We start from the raw sequence: 21613 nt of genomic DNA, 5'->3' as shown, positions 1-21613 counted from the left end.
AACAATTCCGGATTCAGCAGGGACTGAAGCTATCCAAAACGTAACGTGACGGCGTTCCCGCCCGCAGGCTAAATCTGTGGTAGAGGGGTTACAAAAGCCATGCGCCGTTTACCGACGATTGTTGTGCTGCTCGCCGTGGCGATTGCGGCCGGTTTTTATTTGTTTGCCGGCTGGAGTGGCGCACCCGCGGAAGGCAGCTACCGCACCGCCAAGGCGGACCGCGGCGAGATCGTCGCCACCGTCAGCGCCACCGGCACGATCAATCCGACCACCACCGTCATCGTCGGCTCGCAATTGTCCGGGCAGGTCGTTGAAGTTCTGGCCGACTATAATTCTGAAGTGAAAGCCGATCAGGTCGTCGCGCGGCTCAACCAGAACCAGATCCGGGCGCGGCTCGACGCCGCCCGCGCCGACCTCGCGCAGATGCGGGCGCAGAAGCTCGTCACCGAAGGCCAGATCGAAAAGGTCCGTGCCGAAACCGAGAAAGCAAAGGCGGCGCAGGCCGACATGGAAGCGCAGGTCGTCCGCAACGAAGCGCTGCTCGCCGATGCCGAACGGAATCTGACGCGGCAGAGCGAATTGCGCACACGCGGCTTCGCTGCGGAATCGGTCCATGACACCGCCCGCGCCACCCGCGACGCACAGCAGGCCGCATTGAACTCGGCCCGCGCGCAGGTGAATTCCGCGAAAGCGGCGTTGCTGTCGCTCGCCGCCGATCTGCAGATCGCGCAGGCCAATCTCGAATCCGTCAATGCACAGATCCTGCAACGTCAGGCCGCTGCGCGGCAGATCGAGGTCGACTTGCAGAATTCCGAAATCCGCTCGCCGGTTTCCGGCGTCGTCGTGCTGCGCAATGTCGAACTCGGCCAGACTGTCGCCGCCTCGTTGCAGGCGCCGGAACTGTTCCGCATCGCCGACAACCTGCGCAAGATGGAAATCTCGGCCAATATCGACGAGACCGATGTCGGACGCATCAAGCCGGGTCAGCATGTGACCTTCACCGTGAATGCATTTCCGGGCCGCACCTTCGAAGGCGTGGTGAAGCAGGTGCGGCTCGGCTCGCAAGTCGTGCAGAATGTGGTGATCTACACGACCATTATTTCCATCGATAATCCGCAGCGCGAATTGCTGCCGGGAATGACCGCCAATCTGCGCGTCGAAACCGAGCGCCGCGAGAATGTCGTGCGTATTCCCAACGCGGCCTTGCGCTGGCGTCCGCCCGTCGCTGCGGATCAACCTCTGGTCGTCGCGAGTGAGCCGGCAGCATCGCCCGGCGGCGCGCCGCAGCGGCGCGCGCAGGGCGCAGGACCGAATGGTGGCGCCGGCGGGGCAAATGGCTCGGAATTCCTGAACACCATCAAGAGCGAACTCAAGCTTTCCCCGGATCAGGTCCGCGACGTCGATGCGGCCGTTGCCGAGATGCGTCAAACTATGATGGCGAATGCCAGCGCCGGCGGCGATGCCAATACCCGCCGTGAGCGCTTCCGCACCGCGCGTGCCGAACTCGAACAGCGCATTGCCGGCATCCTGACTGCGGAACAGAAGCCGGTCTTCGAAGAAATCGTGAAGCGCAACAGCGAAACGCGCGACGCCCGCGCAACGCAAAGCGGTCGCATCTTCATCGTCGGCAAGGACGTGCAGCCGCAGGGCGTGACGGTGCGGATCGGCGCCAGCGACGGCGTGATGACGGAAATCGTCTCCGGATTGAATGCCGGCGCCGAAGTCATCATCGGTGGCGGGTCGCGCAACGCTGCACAGCGCAGCGGCCCGCGGTTTGGCTTCTGATCGGAAGCATCATGCCGCTGATCGAAACCGAAAATCTGAAGAGGCTGTATCATCTCGGCGGCGAGACGGTCACAGCGCTCGGCGGCGTTTCGATCTGCATCGATGAAGGCGACTTCGTCGCTGTGATGGGACCATCCGGCTCCGGCAAATCGACCTTCATGAATGTCATCGGCTGCCTCGACAAGCCGACGGACGGCACCTACCGGCTCGACGGCGAACTGGTGTCGACATTGAACGGCGATGCGCTGGCGGCCGTGCGCAACCGCAAGATCGGGTTCGTGTTTCAGCAATTTCATCTGCTCGACCGGCTCGACGCACTCTCCAATGTCGAATTGCCGATGGTCTATGCCGAGACGGATCGCGCCACGCGCAAGGAGAAAGCGATCGCGGCATTGAAGCGTGTCGGTCTTGGCGAGCGCATCCATCACCGCCCGACGCAATTATCGGGCGGTCAGCAGCAGCGTGTCGCGATCGCCCGCGCACTGGTGAATTCGCCGAAGATGCTGCTCGCGGACGAGCCGACCGGCGCGCTCGACAGCCGCACCTCGGTCGAACTGATGGCGCTGTTTCAGGAACTCAATCGCGACGGCACCACTGTCGTCATCGTCACGCACGAGCCGGACATTGCCGCCTACGCCAATCGTCTGATCCGCTTCCTCGATGGCCACGTGCTGTCGGATGTGCGGCACGAGCCGGTCAATGCGGCGGCTGAACTACAAGAATTGATCGCAGCGTCGCAGCCGCAGAAAGAAGCCGCCGAATGACCACCGGTGACGCGGTCATGTCCGCACTCGACGCGCTTCGCTTGCACAAGCTGCGCAGCGCGCTCACCATGCTTGGCATCATCATCGGCGTCGCCGCGGTGATCGCAATGATGGCCGTTGGCGGCGGCGCCCGCGAACAAGTGATCGCGCAGATCCGCAGCCTCGGTTCCAATCTTCTGGTGGTGACACCAGGCAACATCACCGCCGGCGGCGTGCGCATGGGCTCCGGTGCCGCGTCGACACTGACCGATGACGATTCGGTCGCCATCATGAATGAAGTCGGCGGCGTGCAGGTGACCGCTCCCAACATGCGCGGCACGGCGCAACTGGTGGCTGGCGGCATGAACTGGGCGACCGGCGTTTTCGGCATCGACAATGGCTGGTTCGAAGCGCGCGACTGGGACGTTGAACACGGCCGCATGTTCGAGCCGGAAGAAATCACGCGCGGCGCACAAGTGATTCTGATCGGCCAGACGGTGGCGCGTAATCTCTATGGCGGCATCGATCCGGTCGGACAGGAATTGCGCGTGCGCAACGTGCCGTTCCGCATCATTGGCGTGATGAGCCGCAAGGGCCAGACGACCTGGGGGCAGGATCAGGACGATGTCGTGTTCGTGCCGCTCAATACGGGACGCCAGCGCGTGCTCGGACGCAACATGGCCAATGCCCGCGCGGTCGGCTCGATCTATGTGAAGGTGCGCGACGGCGAGGATATGTCCATCGTCGAGAACGATGTTAAGTCGCTGCTGCGGCAGCGCCATCGCCTGCAGCCGGGACAGGAAGACGACTTCACCGTCCGCAACCTTGCCGACATCGCCGCAACGCGCGAGGCGAGCGCCCGCACGCTGGCGTTACTGCTCGCTGCTGTCGCCGGTGTGTCGCTCGCGGTCGGCGGCATCGGCATCATGAACATCATGCTAGTGTCGGTGACCGAGCGCACGCGCGAGATCGGCCTGCGTCTCGCGGTGGGCGCGCGGCAATGGGATATCCTGCGCCAGTTTTTATTTGAAGCGACAGGGCTTGCCGCCATCGGCGGATTGATCGGCGTGCTGATCGGCGTCGGCGCCGCCTATATCATCTCAAATGCCGCCGGCTGGCCGCTCTTGATCGAACCGGCTTCGATCGTTCTTGCGGTGCTGTTTTCCGGATTGGTCGGCGTGTTCTTCGGCTGGTATCCGGCCCTGCGCGCGTCGCGTCTCGATCCGATCGAGGCGCTGAGGCATACGTGACCGGCGCTATCGTCCGCCGCCCCACCAGCTGCGGATGCGCTGCCACATGTCGCGGCCCGAGCTGGAGAACAGCGCGAACAGGATGCCGGCGATCGCCAGCGGGATCCAGAGCAACATCAGACCCGCCAGCACAACGAAGAACAGCGCGACGATGAGGCCGGCGGCGGCCAGCAGCGCGATGATCGTGAATGGCCCTGGGCGCTTCAGCGTGACACGGCGGATGCCGTCAGCGCCTTCCTCGACGCGGATGAAGATGCTGTCGAAGCCACCACGCGTTTCGCCACGGCGCGATTGCGCGTTTGGCGGAATGATTTCCGGTTCCACGCGCGGATGCTCGACGCGGGGGCGGCTGTCGCCGGACGGACGGTTGGGATCGATATAGGACATGCGACGGATATGGGACGCGCCGCATGCGGCGGCAATGCGGCATAAGAGACGCGACTGACAGCCTCTCTTTGGGCCATGACCGGCACAGCCGTCGAAGACGGCCGCCGTTGACGCCCGATGTCCCGGCCATCCCGATAAGGGACGCAAGGGTGCCGCCTCAGCGAGATCGCCGGGTCAAGCCCGGCGATGATGACGCGATTGAAGTGAATTACTCCGCCGCCGTGCGCCCGGCGCCGCCGGTGCCGTAACGGCGTTCGATATAATCGATCACCATCGCCTTGAAGTCGGCGGCGACCGTCGGGCCGCGCAGCGTTACGGCTTTCTTGCCGTCGATGAAAACGGGAGCTGCTGGTGCTTCACCGGTGCCCGGCAGCGAGATGCCGATATCGGCATGCTTGCTTTCGCCAGGGCCGTTCACGATGCAGCCCATCACCGCGACGTTGAGACCTTCGACGCCCGGATACCGCGTCTTCCATTCCGGCATCGAGGTGTGAATGAAGTTCTGAATATCGCGCGCCAGTTCCTGGAACGTGGTCGAGGTGGTGCGGCCGCAACCCGGGCACGCGGCCACCAGCGGCACGAAGGTGCGGAAACCCATGGTCTGCAGGATTTCCTGCGCAACCTTCACTTCCAGCGTGCGGTCGCCGCCCGGCTCCGGGGTCAGCGACACGCGGATGGTGTCGCCGATGCCCTGCTGCAAGAGAATGCCGAGTGCCGCGGACGAGGCGACGATGCCTTTCGACCCCATGCCGGCTTCGGTGAGGCCGAGATGGATCGCATAATTCGAACGGCGCGCCAGATCGATATAAACGGCGATCAGATCCTGCACCGCCGACACTTTCGCCGACAGGATGATGCGGTTCTGCGGAAGGCCCATTTCAACGGCGCGATCGGCCGACAAGAGAGCCGATTGTACCATGGCTTCACGCATCACCGCGCGCGCTTCGATCGGCTGCGGCGACTTGGCATTCTCGTCCATCAGATGCGTGAGCAATTCCTGATCGAGCGAGCCCCAATTGGCGCCGATACGCACCGGCTTGCCGTGGCGCATCGCCGTTTCGATGATGGCGCCGAATTGCTTGTCCTTCTTGTCCTTGAAGCCGACATTGCCGGGATTGATCCGGTACTTGCCAAGCGCTTCCGCGCAAGCCGGATGATCCGCCAGCAGCTTGTGGCCGATGTAATGGAAGTCGCCGATCAGCGGGACATGGACTTTCATCTTGTCCAGACGCTCGCGGATATGCGGGACCGCCGCCGCCGCCTCGTCACGATCGACCGTGATGCGCACAAGTTCGGAACCTGCGCGGGCCAGGGCAGCCACCTGCCGCACTGTTGAGTCGACGTCCGCCGTGTCGGTATTGGTCATCGACTGGACGACGATCGGCGCACCGCCGCCGACGGTGACGCCGCCGACATCGACCGCGACGGACGGGTGGCGCGCGTCCGGAGACCCCGCATTCATTTGGACTTCTTTATTCATCGAACACCGCTGTAGCAGTCTCCCGAAACGGGGAACCGCGGTTCCTTAGCCGACAATGCCTCAAATGGCTATGAAGGCCGCAAATCGCTATTTCGGCCTGTTTACCAAGATCAGGCCGCCGATCACCAGGGCCCCCGCCCCGGCAAAGGCGGGGGTGATCGGGTCCCCCATGACCAGATACCCGGCCAACACGCCGAATAATGGCGTCAGAAATGTGAAAGCCGAAAGACGGGCCGCCGAATAACGCAGCACCATGGTGAACCAGATCAAAAAGGTGAGAGCGACCACCCAGACGGTCTGATAGGTCATCGAAGCCAGCGCGACCACCGACGGCATGTGGGTGATCCGTTCTCCGAATAACAGCACGGCCCCCACCAGAACCGGCGCCGACATCACCAGCTGATATTGGAGGGTCTTTTCAGGCCCGGTGCGAGCCAGCGACGTGCTTTTCACCACAAGGGTGGTGAAGCCCCAGGCGATGCCGCCAAGCAAGGCCAGCATATCCCCCAGAAGCTGGTTCGGGTCGGCGGCAGGGGTCGGAACCCCAAACGCGAGGGCCACACCGGCGAAAGACATCGCCAGCCCGAGCCATTGCGTCCATCGGAACCGGTCTCCAGGAACCAGAAAATGCGAGCCGAGCACCACGACAAACGGCGCGGTGTATACGAACAGCGTCGCACGGCTGACGGTCGTGTAGAGAAGGCCGCGATACAGGAAGATGAATTCCAGCGCGAACAGAACGCCGGCGGCAATACCGGCCTTCAGCGTCTCGTCGCGCATATCAAGGGAAATGCCGCGCATACGCGCATACAGCCAGATGATGATCGCCGCGCCGATCGACCGGATTGCCGCCTGCGTCATCGGCGGAATATCGGGCAAGGCGAACTTCACCATCACCTGGTTGAAACCCCAGCACAGGCACAGAAACACAACAATGGCGCTGGCGCCAATGTCGAGCGGCCGTGTCGCAGCAGTGTATTGCGGCGCCTGCGTCGTTGTTGAAGTCATGTGGGTTCCCAGCGGGGAGTCACTGATCTGCTTTTGGTAGCGGACCTTTGACCGCACAGATAGCGGGCAACAGCATGACGGGCATTCCATACTCCGTTCATTCCCGCGCAAGCGGGAATCCAGAAAGCCTGGGTCCCCGCTTTCGCGGGGACGAACGGCAGCATGTTGTTAACGGCAGTTCGCGCAGATGCCGGTGATCTCGATCACCGGTGTTTTGGGTGCAAACCCGGCCGCACGTGTTGCGCTTTTCAGCGACTCCGCCACCTGCTGCGATGGCGCTTCCCCGACTTCGCCGCAGCGGTCGCAGATCAGGAACACCACGAGATCGTCAGCGGCATGACGATGCACGCAGCCGATGAAGGCGTTGCGGCTTTCGATACGGTGCGCGAGCCCATTCTCGATCAGAAAATCCAGAGCGCGATAGACTGTGATCGGCGCATGCCGGGAGCCGTGCTGCGCAGCGCGATCGATGATTTCATAGGCACCGAGCGGCTTGTGACTGGATAAGAGCACTTCCAGCACCTGCCGCCGCGTCGGCGTTAACTTCTGTGACCGCTGATCACACAATGCCTCTGCATGACGCAGAGCATCGGCGCTGCATCGTTTATGGTCATGATCGGGGGCTTTGAAGACCGTTTCGCTCATCGTCTGACCGTTTCGCTCATGGCCTTGTCATAATGCGTCGATTCCGGCGCGCAAGAAGCGCAATTTCGCACCATCTTTGTTCTGCATTGCAACAATAAATTTATTGCGACGCAACAAAATCGTCCTAGCTTTGTAGTGCGGGGCGGCAAAATCCTGGGAATGCAATGCTGAAAGATATGTCGGCCGGCGTAAACCGGCTTCTGACCGGTTTCGGCCGCAAATCGGGCGGCAAGAGGGTCAACCTGGCGCTTCAGGGCGGTGGAGCGCATGGCGCCTTCACCTGGGGCGTGCTGGATCATCTGCTCGAAGACGGACGGCTGGGCTTTGCCGGCGTGTCCGGTGCCTCGGCCGGGGCAGTGAATGCCGTCATGCTGGCGGACGGGCTCGCCCGCGGCGGACCGGACGAAGCCCGCACCCGGCTGGCGGATTTCTGGCGCGCGGCCAGCCTCGGCGGCAACCTGCCGGATGCGCAGCGCGCCGTGCTGGAACGCGTCCTGTCGATGTTTCCGGTCAGCGGTTCGCCGATGCAGCTCTTCGTCGACACCATGTCGCGGCTGCTGAGCCCCTACGATTTCAATCCGCTCAATATCAATCCGCTGAAGGACCTGATCGAACGCTTCGTCGATTTCGAGGCCATCCGCAATTACCAGGAGCTCGAACTGTTCGTGTCGGCGACCAACGTGCGGAGCGGACGTCTGCGCGTGTTCCGCCGCGAGGATGTCAATGCCGACGTCATCATGGCGTCGGCCGCCTTGCCGCATGTGTTTCGCGCGGTCGAGATCGATGGCGAGCCCTATTGGGACGGCGGCTTCACCGGCAATCCAGCGATGCTGCCGCTGATCGCAGCCAATCCCGACGATGACGTGCTGCTGGTGCAGATCGCGCCGCTCAAGCGCGACGACACGCCGACGACGACGCGCGAGATCCTCAGCCGCGTGAACGAGATTTCGTTCTCGTCGTCTCTCGCCGCCGAATTGCGCGCACTGGAATATGTCGGGCGCAACATGGTGCGCAAGAACGGAAAAGGTCCTACCGGCATCAATGTGCATCGGATCTTGCTGGAAGGCTTCGACAAGAAGCTCGGCACCGGCACGCGCCTGAAAAACGATTACGATTTCTTCGCGCTTTTGCATCGTGCGGGCCGCCGGGCCGCGCGCCGGTTCCTCGATCAGCATTTCGACGATATCGGCGAGCGCTCGACATTTGATCTGGTGAAGGAAACGGCGGCTTAGCCTCCCGACAATCGAAAGCTTCAAACCCGTTATCCTGAGGTGCGCGCCCGCAGGGCAAGCCTCGAAGGATCGACGGCCCGAAAGCCGCAACCTACCGGGCGTCGCCCTTCGCGGCTCGATGCTCCGCATCGAGCACCTCAGCGTGACGGATTGGGTGGTGTGGAGTAGGCTGCCGCCATGTCCACACCCCTCCTCACCGTCGAAGCCGGCGGCGCGCATATCGATCTTCTGATCGGCGACATCACGACGCTCGATGTCGATGCCATCGTCAATGCCGCGAACCGCACCTTGCTGGGCGGTGGGGGTGTCGATGGCGCGATCCATCGGGCAGCAGGTCCGGAACTGAAAATGGAATGCGAGACGCTTGGCGGCTGCGAGCCCGGCGATGCAAAAATCACTAGCGGCTATCGATTGAAAGCGGGGCATGTGATCCATGCTGTCGGGCCGATCTGGAGGGGCGCGCGCGTTGACGACACCGAACGGCCCAAGGAAGAACTTCTCCTCGCCTCATGTTACCGCGTCTCGCTTATGCTCGCCGCGCAAAACGGGCTGACCAGCATCGCCTTCCCTGCAATTTCTACCGGAGCCTATGCCTTTCCGCCGCAACGCGCGGCGCGCATTGCCTGCGGCACCGTGGTGTCCGAGTTGTCGGCCAAGCCACTTGGCCTCACGCGCGTTGTCTTATGCTGCTTCACCGCGCAATCGGCGCAATGCCATGTCGAAGCGCTGGCGGAGATGGGATTAGCTTGATGCCGCGTGTCCCCTCGGACCGAATTTTGGCGGAATCTCACTCGACACTCGCGATCGGGTACGACGACTGCTGATGAGGCCGCTATGCAAAAGCACGCCGCGAGGCTCGCCGCCGTCCTCGCTTTTCTTGTGCTTGCCGCCCCGGTTCAGGCCGAAGCGCCAGCCGATGTGTCGAAACCTGCCCAGCAGGAAGCGCATCAGCCGGAGCCGGGCGAATTCCTCGACCATGCGCGCCAGATCGTCATCGACAACTTCTACAATCGGCATGGCCTCGCAGCCTTTGAGACGATACTCACCTCGGAGCGCCAGACCATGCGCTCCCTCGCCGACGCTGAATCGGCGATCATGCGCGCCTTGCCGGCGCTGAAGGCGTCGCATACCGCGCGCTATACGCCCGACCAGATCGAGTATTACGAGCTGATGGACGTGTTCCGTCCGGCCGGGACGGATCAGCGCGGTCATGCGATCGTGCCGGGCGGCAGCGTCGATTATGCGGGTATCGGCGTCGTCACACGGAACATCGATGGCCGGCTATTCATCACGCAGATCTATCATGGCTCAACTGCGCAGCACGCCGGACTGCAGACCGGCGACGAGATTATCGCGGTCGACGGCAAGCCATATCGGCCGATCGCATCGTTCAAGGACCGCGCGGGGGAGAGCGTCACGGTCTCGATCCGGCGCACGGCCGATGCGGCTCCGATCGACATCGCCGTGCCGGTGGCCTGGATCCAGCCGAACACCGCCCTGCGCCACGCGATCCGCAGCAGCGCCCGGACATTCGAAAAGGATGGCCTGCGCATCGGCTATCTGCGTGTCTGGACCTATGCGGCCGGCCGCATGCATTCGCTGCTGACGGAAATGATCGCGTCAGAAACCTTGCGCAACGCCGACGGTCTTGTGCTCGACCTGCGTAGCCGCTGGGGCGGCTCGGCGAGTGAAGCTGCCGATCTGTTTCTCGGACGCTCCCGCGAGATGACCGTTATCGACCGCGACGGACAGGAAAAAGTTGTCGTGGCGCGCTGGCGGAAACCGCTGGTCGCCATCATCGACCAGAACACGCGCAGCAGCATGGAAATTTTCGCACGGGCCTTGCAGCATGCCGCGGTGCCACTGATCGGCAGCCATAGCGCCGGCGCAGTGCTCGCCGGGCGCGGATTTCTCCTGAAAGACAACAGCCTGCTGGTGCTGGCGGTGAACGATGTCAGGATCGACGGCCAGCGACTGGAGAATGTCGGTGTGTCACCGGACATCGCGGTGCCATACGACATCCGTTATTCCGCCGGCGCAGACCCGCAATTCGAGCGCGCCGTCGCCGAACTCAGCCGCAAGCTGATGCATTAGAATTCAAGCGCACTGGATCAATGTCTTCGGCTCGTCCCTGCAAAGACGGGCCCCAAAGTTTTTTGCGCTGGATTCCCGCTTTCGCGGGAATGAGCGGAGAAAGAGAGTCCGTGTTATTGGCGTTGCAGAATTCGCTCAGCCACCGCAACGCACCCGATTAAACCGGGCTCGATGCAGGTGATGAGCGCGGACGGAATATCCTTCAGCAGCGCTTCATGCGGCGGATGACGCTCGAAAGCCGCGCGAAACAATCGTTCATCGAACAGCGTACCCAGACCTGTCGCGGCACCGCCAGCGATATACACACCGCCCGTCGCCTTGAAGGCCAAAGCCATGTCGCCGGCGAAACGGCCGAGCAACCGAACGAACATCGCGATCGTCGCACGCGCCTCACGATTTCCCGCGCGCGCCTGCATCACGATCATCTCGCATTTCAGTTTCATCGTGCCGGGATGCATTGCGACATGCAGACGTTCGAGACCCGGACCCGACACAATGCATTCGGCCGAGAGTGGCGCCTTCTCTTCCGCGAGCCTGCGGAAGATTGGCTCCTCGTCGGCAAAGGCCGGACCGAACGAGCAATGCCCGCCTTCGCTCGCGATCACCTGATAGCCGTCGCGAACAGGCACGAGCGCCGCCGTGCCGAGCCCGGTGCCGGGACCGACGACCAGTTTCACGCCATGCGGAAAGGATTTGGCTTCACCGATCGGCTGCAGATCGCCGTCGTTCAGCGACGGCACAGCCCATGCCAGCGCTTCGAAATCGTTGACCGCGTGAATCGACGAAATACCGAATCGCGCCGAAAGATCCGGCAGACGCCAGCACCAGTCACGATTGGTCAGCGTGATTTCGTCGCCATTGATCGGTGCGGCGAGGGCCAGCACGGCCGCGCGGGGCAAGTCATTGACACCATCGAGCATGCGCTCAAACACGCCTTCCGGCCCATCGATGCTGTCATTTGCGATGGTGACAATGTTGCCCGGCCTTTGGCCAAAAGATGCAAACGCGGCGCGGCTCGTGGTCCCGCCGATATCGGCAACCAGAATCTCTGACATTGTCCCTCTGGAAATGAACCTAGATCAACAAACACACGGATATAAAGTTCCCGCAACCCTATCGTCGTGCCAACAGCTATTTCGAGGGGGTTGAAAAGTAATGGCCGGGTCCAGGCCCGGCCATGACAATCGTCAAGTCGGTTATTTACCTTCCGCAGCGAAAACTTCTTTCGCAATACGGAAAGAATCCACCGCACATGGTACGCCGGCATAGATCGCGACCTGCAGGAACACTTCGGTAATTTCTTCCTTGGTCACACCGTTGGTCAGCGCACCCTTGATATGCGCTTTCAATTCATGCGGGCGATTGAGGATCGAAATCATCGCAAGGTTCAGCATCGAGCGCTGCTTCAGCGGCAGCCCTTCCCGGCCCCACACGGCGCCCCAGCAATACTCGGTCACCAGTTCCTGCAGCGGGCGATTGAAATCGTCGGCGTTTTTGAGCTGCGTATCGACATAGGCATCGCCCAGTACCGCGCGGCGAATGGCGAGGCCCTTGTCGTACATGTCCTTGTTCATTGATCGCGTCCTTTGGATCGTTGGATTTGTCGAAGCCAGCGTTCATGCCCGGCCTTGCACTGGGCATCCATGACTTTCTTACAGATGTGGGGACGGCAGGCGCCGGCTCTCGGCTGACCCATGACGATGCCTCAGAAATTGTGCACTGCACGCCTTGAACAAAACATAAGCTTGCTTATTTTATCTCTGCTTACAGAGAGAATTTCATCATGCCCCCCCGCCATCCTCATCGAGAAATGGCCTTTTTAATCAATGACGTAGGCCGAATGCTCCGAACCTATGCGGACCAGGTGGCCCGCCGTTTCGGCATGACCCGCGCGCAATGGGCAGTGCTGAAGCGGCTCGAGGCGAATGAGGGGCTGAAACAATCCGAACTGGCCGAGATGCTGGATCTGCAGCCGATCACCGTGACCCGCCTGGTCGACCGGCTTTGTGACAACGGCCTGATCGAGCGACGCGCCGACCCCAATGATCGCAGGGCCAAACGGCTGTTTCTGACGCCGGCGGCGCAGCCGCTGATGAAGCACCTCGACGCGCTCGGCAACGAGCTGATGAACGCAATCCTCGAAGGGCAGCCTCCGGAAAAAACCGACGCGGCCCTCGCCTATCTCGGCGCGATGAAAGAGAACCTGCGCCGCCTGCTGCAAGAAAACGCTGAAGAGAAGCTGGAAGAAAAAGAGAAGCACTATGCGTAATAACGTCCTGAAGATGCCGGGAACCACGGAGACTGCCGGCTCACGCACCGGCTCTGCGATGAAATTCATTCGCGCGAGGCTGCGCATCATCCTTCTTGTCGTCGTGCCGCTGATTGCGGCCACCGCTGGCTTCACCTTCTATCTCTATGGCGGCCGCTACATCACGACCGACAACGCTTATGTCGGTGCGCAGAAGGTGCTGATCACGCCGGACATCTCTGGCAAGATCAATAAGATTTATGTCAAGGAAGGCCAGCATGTTGCCGAGGGCGATCCGCTGTTCGAGATCGATCCCGTTCCGTTCAAGCTAGCGCTGACGCAGGCGCAGAGCAAACTTGCCTCAGTCTGGACCGACTTCAACAACCTGAAGACCAATCTCGCCTCGCTGACCAAGCTTGCCGAATACGCCAAGCAGAGCGTGGAGCTGAAGCAACGCGACGTCGAGCGGAAGCAGGCGCTGGTCAACAAGGCCGTCGGCACGCAGGCCGATCTCGACACGTCGATCTCAGCGCTGGTATCGGCGCAATTGCAAGCCCAATATGCCGAACAGCAGCGAGGAGACACGCTCAACCAATTGCTCGGCGATCCCAATCTGCCCATCGAGAAATTTCCGGCTTACATCCAGGCCAAGGCCGTGCTCGACCAGGCCGAACGCGATCTCAATCACACCAAGCTGCGCGCGCCGATGGGCGGCATCGCCACCCAGGTTGACGCCATCCAGCTCGGCCGTTTCGTCACCGCCGGCACGCCTGTGTTCAGCGTGATGGATGACAGCGCGCCATGGGTCGAGGCCAATCCAAAGGAAACCGACATCACCAATCTGCGTGTTGGCCAGCAGGTGACGTTGGATGTCGACTCATTCCCCGACCGCACTTTCCACGGTATTGTACAGTCCGTCAGCCCTGGCACCGGCGCGCAATTCTCGATCCTGCCGGCGCAGAATGCGACCGGCAACTGGGTCAAGATCGTGCAGCGCGTACCGGTGCGTATCGCCTTCGATCCGGGCGAGGACACGCATCTGTTGCGCGCCGGTATGAGCGTGAATGTGTCGATCGACACCAAGCACAACCGGACGCTGGCTAGCTTGTTCGGCCTTACCTCAGCAGCACACGAAGTCCACTGATGACCACGGCCGGCGCACAAGCTCCATTACCCGCCGGCGCGCGCCGGACCCTGGTGACCGTGTGCGCCATGTCCGCCACGATCATGCAGGCTCTCGACACCACGATCGCCAACGTTGCTTTGCCCTATATGCAGGGTAGCCTCGGCGCTTCGATGGACCAGATCAACTGGGTGCTGACGTCCTACATCGTCGCCGCAGCAATCATGACCGCGCCGATCGGCTGGCTCGCCAACCGCTTCGGCACCAAGAAGCTGTTCATCATCTGCGTCATCTGTTTCACGCTCGCATCGCTGCTCTGCGGCGTCGCCCAGAGTATCGAGCAGATGGTGCTGTTCCGTCTTTTGCAAGGCATGGGCGGCGCGGCTTTGGTGCCGCTGTCGCAATCGGTGCTCTTGAGTTCCTATTCGCCGGAGGAACGCGGCTCTGCAATGGCGATCTGGGGCATGGGCGTGATGCTCGGCCCGATCATGGGCCCAACACTCGGCGCCTGGCTCACCGACAATTATTCCTGGCACTGGGTGTTTCTGGTGAACCTGCCGGTCGGCATCGTCACCGCCATCGGTTTGCTGATTTTCATGGACGAGACCAGGCCGCAGGACAGCTTGCGATTCGACTGGTTCGGATTTCTCGCGCTCGCGGTTGGCATCGGCTCGCTGCAGTTGATGCTGGATCGTGGCGAACAGGTCGGCTGGTTCGAGGCGACGGAAATCTGGATCGAAGCGATCGTGTCGGCTGTCGGCTTCTATTTCTTCTTCGCGCATTCGCTCACCACGAATAACCCGTTCATTCGCTTCGATTTGTTCAAGGACCGCAATTTCGTCAGCGGCTGCCTGTTCATGGTCCTGATCGGTGTCACGCTGTTCGGCACCATGGCGCTGGTGACGCCGTTCCTGCAGAACGTTCTTAATTACCCGATCCTGTCGGCGGGCCTGCTGCTGGCCTCGCGCGGCATCGGAACGCTGGTCGCGATGATGATGGTGGGGCGTCTGCTGAGAATCATTCAGGCGCGCTATCTGATCCTGACTGGCCTGATCATCACCGCGTTCACGCTCTGGGAGATGACCGGCTTCACCGATTACACGTCGTCGCGCACCATCACGGTTTTCAGCGTGATGCAGGGCGTCGGCCTTGGTCTCGTGTTCGTGCCGCTCTCCACCGTCGCTTTCGCAACCCTGCCGGGACATCTGCGCACCGATGGCGCGGCCATTCTGACACTGGTCCGCAACATCGGTTCGTCGATCGGCATCTCGATGGTCATCGCCGAGCTGACAAACACCACGGTGAAGATGCACGCGCATCTGACCGAATATATCACGCCGTTCCATGACGCACTGAAGATGCAGGATGTCGCCTCGATCCTGAACATGGCGACCGATCAGGGCCGCGCCATGATGGATGCGCTGATCACGCAGCAGGCGGCGATCATCGCCTATGGCAACGACTTTTACTTGCTGATGCTCCTGACCATCGCCGCCATTCCGCTGGTGTTCCTGATCCGCAAGACAACGGCGCCCGCGCGTGGCGGGGATCATGAGGCGGTGTTGGATTAGCCCCCACCCCTCCTCCGCTCGGTCCCGCCAACGGGATGCGCCCGATGACAGGCTCCGGCGCGCAACTAATCGCCAGCACCCATAAACTCCGTGCGCACCCTCTCGGTATGTTCCCCCAGTGCAGGTACAGGCCCGTAACTGCGGCTCTCGTTGAACAACGCTGCAGGCGCCGGCAACGACGCAGGCCCGCTCGGGGTCTCCACGGTGATTCGCCGCAAATGCGGGTGCTGCGACAGCAACGCGCAATCGTTGACGCGCGCGAAAGCGATATCCGCTTGCTGCAGCATCGCCATCAGCGGCTCGACATCGAAGCTTGCGAATACGGCGCCGACCAGCGCATCGGTCAGCGCACGATGATCGACACGAGCGCGATTGGTGGCGAAGCGCGGATCGTCGGCCAGCGCCACATCAGCCAGCACCTTGCCGGCAAGAACACGCCATTCGCGATCGTTCTGGATCGAGATCAGGATGTCCGCGCCATCTTTCGTCTTGAACACGCCATAAGGCGCAATCGCCGCATGCGCGAGCCCGATGCGCTTGAACGGATGGCCACCTTCGTGCGAGAGGAGCGGCACCGTCATCCATTCCGCCATCGCATCGAACAGCGACACCGATATCTCCGCACCCTCACCAGTCCGGCCACGCGCAATCAAGGCTTCGAGAATGGCCTGATAGGCATTGATGCCGGCGCCGATATCGGCGACCGAAAAGCCAACCCGCGCCGGAGCCTCCGGCCCACCGGTCACCGACGCCAGCCCGACTTCCGCCTGCACCAGGAGATCGTAAGCCTTGCGCGATGCGAACGGCCCGGTCTCGCCATAGCCTGAGATCGAACAGCAGATCAGGCGCGGGTGTTTCTTGCGCAGTTGCGCAATCGGAAAGCCGAGCTTGGCGATCGCGCCTGGCTTGAGGTTCTGCACGAAGATGTCGGCCTTCGCGAGCAGCGCCGCGAACAGCGCTTTGTCTGCTTCACGCGCAAGATCGAGCACAACCGATTCCTTGCCGCGATTGAGCCAGACGAAATTGGCGCTCTCGCCGTGCACATAGTCGTCGTAAGAGCGCGCGAAATCTCCTTCCGGCCGTTCGATCTTGATCACCCGCGCGCCCGCATCGGCCAGCCGGCAGGTCGCCTGCGGCGCCGCCACGGCCTGTTCAAGCGAGACGACGAGAAGGCCTGCGAGGGGAAGGGTCATGATTCAATGCCGCTACATATTCCGCCGTCATGCCCGCGCTTGCAGTCAAGCTTGCGCAGACTACGTAAACTTGTCTGCGCGGACATCCACGACTTTCTTTAGCAGAAAACAAGATGTGGATCGCCGGGACAAGCCCGACGATGACGAAGGTAAAGAATAGCGGCTCCACGCCACCGGCTTCAATACGACCTCGGCAAGCCCAGCACATGCTCGGCGATGTATGACAGGATCAGGTTGGTCGAGATCGGCGCCACTTGATAGAGCCGCGTCTCGCGGAATTTGCGCTCGATGTCATATTCCTCCGCGAAGCCGAAGCCGCCGAATGTCTGCACGCACATGTCGGCCGCAGCCCATGACGCATCGGCAGCCAAGAGTTTGGCCATATTGGCTTCCTCACCGATATCGGCGCCCTGCTCGTAAAGCTCCGCCGCTTCGCGCACCATGAGTTCGGCGGCGCGCATCTGCGCATAGGCGCGCGCGATCGGGAACTGCACGCCCTGGTTCTGGCCGATCGGCCGGCCGAACACAGCGCGTTCTTTCGCGTAAGCGGAGGCCTTGTCGATGAACCACTTCGCATCGCCGATGCATTCGGCTGCAATCAGGATGCGTTCGGCATTCATGCCGGACAGAATATAGCGAAAGCCCTTGCCCTCCTCGCCGACCAGCGATGTTGCCGGCACACGCATATTGTCGAAGAACACTTCCGTCGTCGCGTGATTCATCATGGTGCGGATCGGCCGGATCGTCAGACCCTTGTCCTTCACCGTACGCATATCGATGAGGAATACGGAAAGGCCATCGGTGCGTTTTTGCACCTCTTCGCGTGAAGTCGTGCGCGCCAGCAGCAGCATGAGGTCGGAATATTCCGCCCGCGAGGTCCAGATCTTCTGACCGTTGATAATATAATTGTCGCCATCGCGTGTCGCTGTGGTGCGCAGGCTCAGCGTGTCGGTGCCGGAGGTCGGTTCGGTGACGCCGAAGGCCTGCAGGCGAAGCTCACCGCGCGCAATGGCGGGAAGATAAAGTTGCTTCTGTTCGGCGTTGCCATGCCGCAGCACGGTACCCATCGTATACATCTGCGCATGACACGCCGCACCGTTGCAGCCAGACGCATGGATTTCTTCCATGATCGCGGCGGCGGCACGCATCGGCAGTCCGCTGCCGCCGAACTCTTCCGGGATCAGCGCGGCGAGAAATCCGGCCTTGGTTAGCGCCTCAACGAATTGCGTGGGGTAAGCACGCTCGCGATCGAGTTCGCGCCAGTATTCGCCGGGGAAGTTTGCGCAGAGAGCGCGAACGCTGTCGCGAATAGCCGATAGTTCTTCGTCGCGCATTAATTCACCTCCACACGGCCATGATTGACCGCGATCACATCACGCTCCACGACGCGCGCGCGATAGCTGATGATATCCCCGTCGCGCCACATCTCGGTGCGGATCGTTTCGCCGGGAAAGACCGGCGCCGAGAAGCGCCCGGACATCGACCGCAGACGCGACGGATCATAGTCGCACATTATGCGAAGGAGCGCGTGTCCCGCGACGCCGAATGTGCCAAGGCCTTGCAGGATCGGCCGTGGAAAGCCTGCCGCCTTGGCAACATCGGGATCGGCATGCAGTGGGTTCGTGTCAGCCGAGAGACGATAGATCAGCGCCATTTCCGGGCGCGTGACGAGATCGCACACATGGTCGGGCGCGCGCTCCGGTATCGGATGCACCAGCGGCGATGGCCGCACATGGCCGAAGCCACCATCGCTACGGCAGAACACCGTCTGACGAATGGTCGCGATCGGCTCACCTGTCGTCTTGTCGGTGATCGCACGTTCCATCAGCAGCAGCGCACCCTTGCCCGCGCCCTTGTCGATGACATCGCGGATGCGATGCCGTGCGACGATGGTGCCCGATGCCGCAGGCAACTTGTGCTGCGTGAGGTGCTCTTCGCCGTGCACCGTGAGCGAGTAGTCAACACCGGTATCGTAGTCGCGCAGCAGAAAGGGATCAAAGCCGAGCACGACCGGAAAGGTCGGCAGCACCTTCAGATTCTTTTCGTAGACGAAGGCGAGTTCGCGACGATCAAGCGGATCGTGCCCAAGCCCGACACCGAGCGCATAGAGCATCACATCCTTTTCGGAATAGCTCTGCTCAGTATCGGGAAAAGCCAGTGCGACAAGCTTGTCGGGATCGATCGGCATCGTCGCTCCTCGCGGCGACTATTGCGCGCCGAGCCCGAGCCGCTTGATCAGTTCGCCCTTGAACTTGTAGTCGGCCGCCGTCTGATCGTGGAATTGCTGGCCGGTGAGATAGGCAACGCTCTGCCCGGTCTTGCCCGTCACCGTCAGCACGCCTTCGGCCTTCACCGCCTTGGCGCATGCTGCCTCAAGTGCAGCCTTCACATCGGCGGGCAAACCCTTCGGCGCATAAAGCCCGTTCTGGCCGGGCGGCACAGCGGTCGTCACGCCAAGCTCGGCCGCCGTCGGCACGTCGGGATAGGCAGGATGACGCTTGCTGGAGAACACCACCAGCGGCCTGATCTGATCGTTGCCGCGGATCGACGAAATCGCCGGCGCACCGAAATCGAGATCGCCCTTCAGCAGCACTGGCAACATGGCGCCATCGCCGCGGAACGGCAGATGCTGCACTTTGACCTTCAATGCCTCGGCGAGATTCTCGACCGACAGATGCGGGATCGAGCCAAGGCCGGCATGGCCGAAATTGAGGCCCTTGTCGCCGGCCGCAGCGAACAGCTCTTTCGCAGTCTTGTAAGGCGAGTTCGGCCCGACCGCGATGGCGAACACATTCTCGAACACCTGACAGATGTAATCGAAAGATTCGACGTTGTAGCGGACGCCCTTCACGAGATAGGGCGCGTTGGCGATCGGCGTCGAAGGGCCGAAGCCCAGCGTGTAGCCATCCGGCGCCGCATTGGCGAGCGCACCGAAGCCAAGCGTGCCGCCCGCGCCATCCCGATTTTGCACAACCACGCTTGTGCCGAATTGGTCAGCGAGCGACGCCGCCACCGACCGGCCGATCAGATCGACGCCACCGCCGGCCGCGAATGGAATGATGACTTCGATATTGCGGGAGGGGTATTTCTGCGCATTCGCTGCGCCGGACAGGACCAACAACGCGGCCGCGCCGCACAGCAAACGTATCAACATCACATTCCTCCCTTTATTGGAAACCTCAGGCAAGCGGTTTATTCTTGTCGACGCGCAAAGACAACATATCAGGACACCGATTGCATGGCCCGCCGCATCGTCGATATCTCGATCCCCCTGGAAAGCGACGTAGCGAGCGATCCGCCTGTCGCTCTGCCGAAGATCGAGTATCTGCGGCATGACCAGACCATCGACCGCATCCGCGGCTTCTTCCCGGGCCTCAAGGCAAGCGACCTGCCGGACAGCGCCGGCTGGGCGCTGGAGAAGGTCGAGATCACGACGCATAACGGCACGCATCTCGATGCGCCGTATCATTATCATCCGACGATGGATCACGCGCTTGGCGCGCCGAAGCCGGCAATGACCATCGATCAGGTCCCGCTTGACTGGTGCTTCCAGCCCGGCGTGAAGCTCGATTTCCGGCACTTTCCGTCCGGCTATGTCGTCACCGCGCGCGATGTCGAAACCGAACTCGAGCGCATCGGCCACACGCTGCTGCCGCTAGAGATCGTGCTGGTGAATACGGCCGCCGGCGCGAAATATGGTGAGGCTGATTACGTCGATTCCGGTTGCGGCATGGGCCGCGAGGCGACGCTTTATCTTACCGAGCGCGGCGTTCGCGTCACCGGCACCGATGGCTGGAGCTGGGATGCGCCGTTCTCATTCACCGCCCAGACCTATGCGAAGACGCACGATCCGTCGATCATCTGGGAAGGCCACAAGGCCGGTCGCGACATCGGCTATTGCCATCTCGAGAAGCTGCACAATCTCGAACACCTGCCGCCGACCGGCTTCATGGTGTCGTGTTTTCCGGTGAAGGTGAAAGGCGGTTCAGCAGGCTGGACGCGCGCGGTGGCGATCTTCGAGGAATAGTTCTGGTCTGCTGTTCAATGCGCTTCCGCCGCCAACACGGCCTCGGCGCGAATTTCCTCGGTCAGCCGCGCTTTCAATTCGGAAAATTCCGGCGAGGTCTTGATCGTGTAATGCCGCGGATGAGGCAAGGTCACACGCACATCGGCCTTGATGCGGCCGGGGCGCGCACTCATCACCAGCACACGCGACGCAAGGAAAATCGATTCCTCGATATCGTGAGTGACGAACAGCACGGTCTTGCGTTCACGCTCCCAGATGCCGAGCAGCAATTCCTGCATCAGCGCCCGGGTCTGATTGTCGAGGGCGCCGAAAGGCTCGTCGAGCAGCAGGATCTCGGGGCCGTTGGCAAGAGCCCGCGCTATCGCCGTGCGCTGCTGCATGCCGCCGGAGAGTTGTTTCGGATAGTGCCGCGCAAAGCTTTGAAGTCCGACGCGCTCCAGCCATTGGCCGACAATGGCGCTGCGTTCGCCTTGCGGCACGCCTTTCTCGCGCAATCCGAAGCCGATATTGTCCGAGATCGTCAGCCACGGAAACAGCGTGTAGGACTGAAACACCATGCCGCGATCCGGACCCGGCCGCGTGACCTGTTTGCCGTCGAGCACAATCTTTCCGGTGGTCGGCGTATCGAGCCCGGCGACGAGGCGCAGCAAGGTCGATTTGCCGCAGCCGGACGGTCCGAGGATCGTCACGAAATCATTGTCGGCAATGTCGAGATTGATCGGCTCGAGCGCGCGTGTCGGCGAGCCGCCATGCACGGCGGGGAAGACGCGGGTGACATTTTCGATGCGGAGCTTGGTCATGCCGAATAGCGCTCCGCAAGTTGCCAC

The 21613-nt window shown here is 61.9% G+C and carries 21 protein-coding genes; 10 read left to right on the top strand and 11 right to left on the bottom strand.

Going from position 1 to position 21613, the window contains the following annotated elements:
* Positions 1–99: 99 nt before the first annotated feature.
* From CAK95_RS10300 to CAK95_RS10290, 3 genes are read left to right on the top strand one after another with little or no spacing between them, the layout of a single operon-like run.
* Complete coding sequence (locus CAK95_RS10300) at positions 100–1785, top strand: efflux RND transporter periplasmic adaptor subunit (protein WP_086087840.1); 1686 nt, start codon at positions 100–102, stop codon at positions 1783–1785.
* Between the two features lie 11 nt (positions 1786–1796).
* Positions 1797–2549, top strand: a complete 753-nt coding sequence (locus CAK95_RS10295; protein ID WP_157699584.1) for an ABC transporter ATP-binding protein — start codon at positions 1797–1799, stop codon at positions 2547–2549.
* Entirely contained in the window at positions 2546–3778 is a 1233-nt protein-coding gene (locus CAK95_RS10290) for an ABC transporter permease (protein WP_086087838.1), read from the top strand. Before CAK95_RS10295 ends, CAK95_RS10290 begins: the two co-directional genes overlap by 4 nt.
* 6 nt (positions 3779–3784) lie before the next feature.
* On the opposite strand, the gene CAK95_RS10285 is transcribed toward CAK95_RS10290, so the two are convergent.
* The 4 genes from CAK95_RS10285 to CAK95_RS10270 form a co-directional block, all read right to left on the bottom strand.
* Positions 3785–4165: a hypothetical protein gene (locus CAK95_RS10285; RefSeq protein WP_086087837.1), complete on the bottom strand. Its 381-nt coding sequence runs from the start codon at positions 4163–4165 to the stop codon at positions 3785–3787.
* A gap of 208 nt (positions 4166–4373) precedes the next feature.
* The gene (gene ispG / locus CAK95_RS10280; RefSeq protein WP_086087836.1) at positions 4374–5645 is read right to left on the bottom strand and encodes a flavodoxin-dependent (E)-4-hydroxy-3-methylbut-2-enyl-diphosphate synthase; all 1272 of its coding nucleotides are present in this window, start codon (positions 5643–5645) and stop codon (positions 4374–4376) included.
* 87 nt (positions 5646–5732) lie between these two features.
* Entirely contained in the window at positions 5733–6653 is a 921-nt protein-coding gene (locus CAK95_RS10275) for a DMT family transporter (RefSeq protein ID WP_086087835.1), read from the bottom strand.
* 168 nt (positions 6654–6821) lie between these two features.
* A complete protein-coding gene (locus CAK95_RS10270) occupies positions 6822–7298 on the bottom strand; it encodes a Fur family transcriptional regulator (RefSeq protein ID WP_086087834.1) in 477 nt (158 codons plus the stop codon).
* A 164-nt stretch (positions 7299–7462) separates the two neighbouring features.
* On the opposite strand from CAK95_RS10270, the gene CAK95_RS10265 reads away from it, so the two are divergent.
* The 3 genes from CAK95_RS10265 to CAK95_RS10255 all read left to right on the top strand — a co-directional run bounded on the left by CAK95_RS10265 (position 7463) and on the right by CAK95_RS10255 (position 10624).
* Complete coding sequence (locus CAK95_RS10265) at positions 7463–8530, top strand: patatin-like phospholipase family protein (RefSeq protein WP_086087833.1); 1068 nt, start codon at positions 7463–7465, stop codon at positions 8528–8530.
* A gap of 177 nt (positions 8531–8707) precedes the next feature.
* A complete protein-coding gene (locus CAK95_RS10260) occupies positions 8708–9280 on the top strand; it encodes an O-acetyl-ADP-ribose deacetylase (RefSeq protein WP_086087832.1) in 573 nt (190 codons plus the stop codon).
* Positions 9281–9364: 84 nt separating this feature from the next.
* Positions 9365–10624, top strand: a complete 1260-nt coding sequence (locus CAK95_RS10255) for a S41 family peptidase (RefSeq protein WP_086087831.1) — start codon at positions 9365–9367, stop codon at positions 10622–10624.
* Positions 10625–10737: 113 nt separating this feature from the next.
* On the opposite strand, the gene CAK95_RS10250 is transcribed toward CAK95_RS10255, so the two are convergent.
* Positions 10738–11679, bottom strand: a complete 942-nt coding sequence (locus CAK95_RS10250) for a glucokinase (RefSeq protein ID WP_086087830.1) — start codon at positions 11677–11679, stop codon at positions 10738–10740.
* A 141-nt stretch (positions 11680–11820) separates the two neighbouring features.
* Positions 11821–12198 carry a carboxymuconolactone decarboxylase family protein gene (locus CAK95_RS10245; RefSeq protein ID WP_086087829.1) on the bottom strand — a complete coding sequence of 126 codons (378 nt, stop codon included), beginning with the start codon at positions 12196–12198 and terminating at the stop codon, positions 11821–11823.
* A gap of 266 nt (positions 12199–12464) precedes the next feature.
* On the opposite strand from CAK95_RS10245, the gene CAK95_RS10240 reads away from it, so the two are divergent.
* The 3 genes from CAK95_RS10240 to CAK95_RS10230 are packed head-to-tail and all read left to right on the top strand — an operon-like array spanning position 12465 to position 15566.
* Positions 12465–12893 (top strand): MarR family winged helix-turn-helix transcriptional regulator, encoded by a 429-nt coding sequence (locus CAK95_RS10240; protein WP_245303699.1) that lies wholly within the window; start codon positions 12465–12467, stop codon positions 12891–12893.
* Positions 12886–14016, top strand: coding sequence for an HlyD family secretion protein (locus CAK95_RS10235; protein ID WP_086087827.1), 1131 nt, complete (start codon positions 12886–12888; stop codon positions 14014–14016). Before CAK95_RS10240 ends, CAK95_RS10235 begins: the two co-directional genes overlap by 8 nt.
* Positions 14016–15566 carry a DHA2 family efflux MFS transporter permease subunit gene (locus CAK95_RS10230; RefSeq protein WP_086087826.1) on the top strand — a complete coding sequence of 517 codons (1551 nt, stop codon included), beginning with the start codon at positions 14016–14018 and terminating at the stop codon, positions 15564–15566. Before CAK95_RS10235 ends, CAK95_RS10230 begins: the two co-directional genes overlap by 1 nt.
* A 65-nt stretch (positions 15567–15631) precedes the next feature.
* Here the strand turns inward: CAK95_RS10230 and CAK95_RS10225 are convergent, their stop codons facing one another.
* The 4 genes from CAK95_RS10225 to CAK95_RS10210 all read right to left on the bottom strand — a co-directional run bounded on the left by CAK95_RS10225 (position 15632) and on the right by CAK95_RS10210 (position 19913).
* Positions 15632–16759 (bottom strand): CaiB/BaiF CoA transferase family protein, encoded by a 1128-nt coding sequence (locus CAK95_RS10225; RefSeq protein ID WP_198343824.1) that lies wholly within the window; start codon positions 16757–16759, stop codon positions 15632–15634.
* A gap of 179 nt (positions 16760–16938) precedes the next feature.
* On the bottom strand, positions 16939–18093 hold the full coding sequence (locus CAK95_RS10220; RefSeq protein ID WP_086087824.1) for an acyl-CoA dehydrogenase family protein: 1155 nt from the start codon (positions 18091–18093) through the stop codon (positions 16939–16941).
* On the bottom strand, positions 18093–18947 hold the full coding sequence (locus CAK95_RS10215) for a MaoC/PaaZ C-terminal domain-containing protein (RefSeq protein ID WP_086087823.1): 855 nt from the start codon (positions 18945–18947) through the stop codon (positions 18093–18095). Before CAK95_RS10215 ends, CAK95_RS10220 begins: the two co-directional genes overlap by 1 nt.
* An 18-nt stretch (positions 18948–18965) precedes the next feature.
* A complete protein-coding gene (locus CAK95_RS10210) occupies positions 18966–19913 on the bottom strand; it encodes a Bug family tripartite tricarboxylate transporter substrate binding protein (protein ID WP_157699583.1) in 948 nt (315 codons plus the stop codon).
* 84 nt (positions 19914–19997) lie between these two features.
* Between CAK95_RS10210 and CAK95_RS10205 the strand changes: the two genes are divergently transcribed.
* Positions 19998–20786, top strand: coding sequence for a cyclase family protein (locus CAK95_RS10205; RefSeq protein WP_086091324.1), 789 nt, complete (start codon positions 19998–20000; stop codon positions 20784–20786).
* 14 nt (positions 20787–20800) lie between these two features.
* Here CAK95_RS10205 and CAK95_RS10200 read toward each other — a convergent pair whose 3' ends face one another.
* Positions 20801–21586 (bottom strand): ABC transporter ATP-binding protein, encoded by a 786-nt coding sequence (locus CAK95_RS10200; protein ID WP_086087821.1) that lies wholly within the window; start codon positions 21584–21586, stop codon positions 20801–20803.
* Between the last annotated feature and the right edge of the window lie 27 nt (positions 21587–21613).

The sequence above is a fragment of the Pseudorhodoplanes sinuspersici genome (assembly GCF_002119765.1).
GTDB classification, from domain to species: domain Bacteria; phylum Pseudomonadota; class Alphaproteobacteria; order Rhizobiales; family Xanthobacteraceae; genus Pseudorhodoplanes; species Pseudorhodoplanes sinuspersici.
The sequence above is the reverse complement of the archived record's forward strand: the minus strand, read 5'-3'. Positions and strand labels throughout refer to the sequence as shown.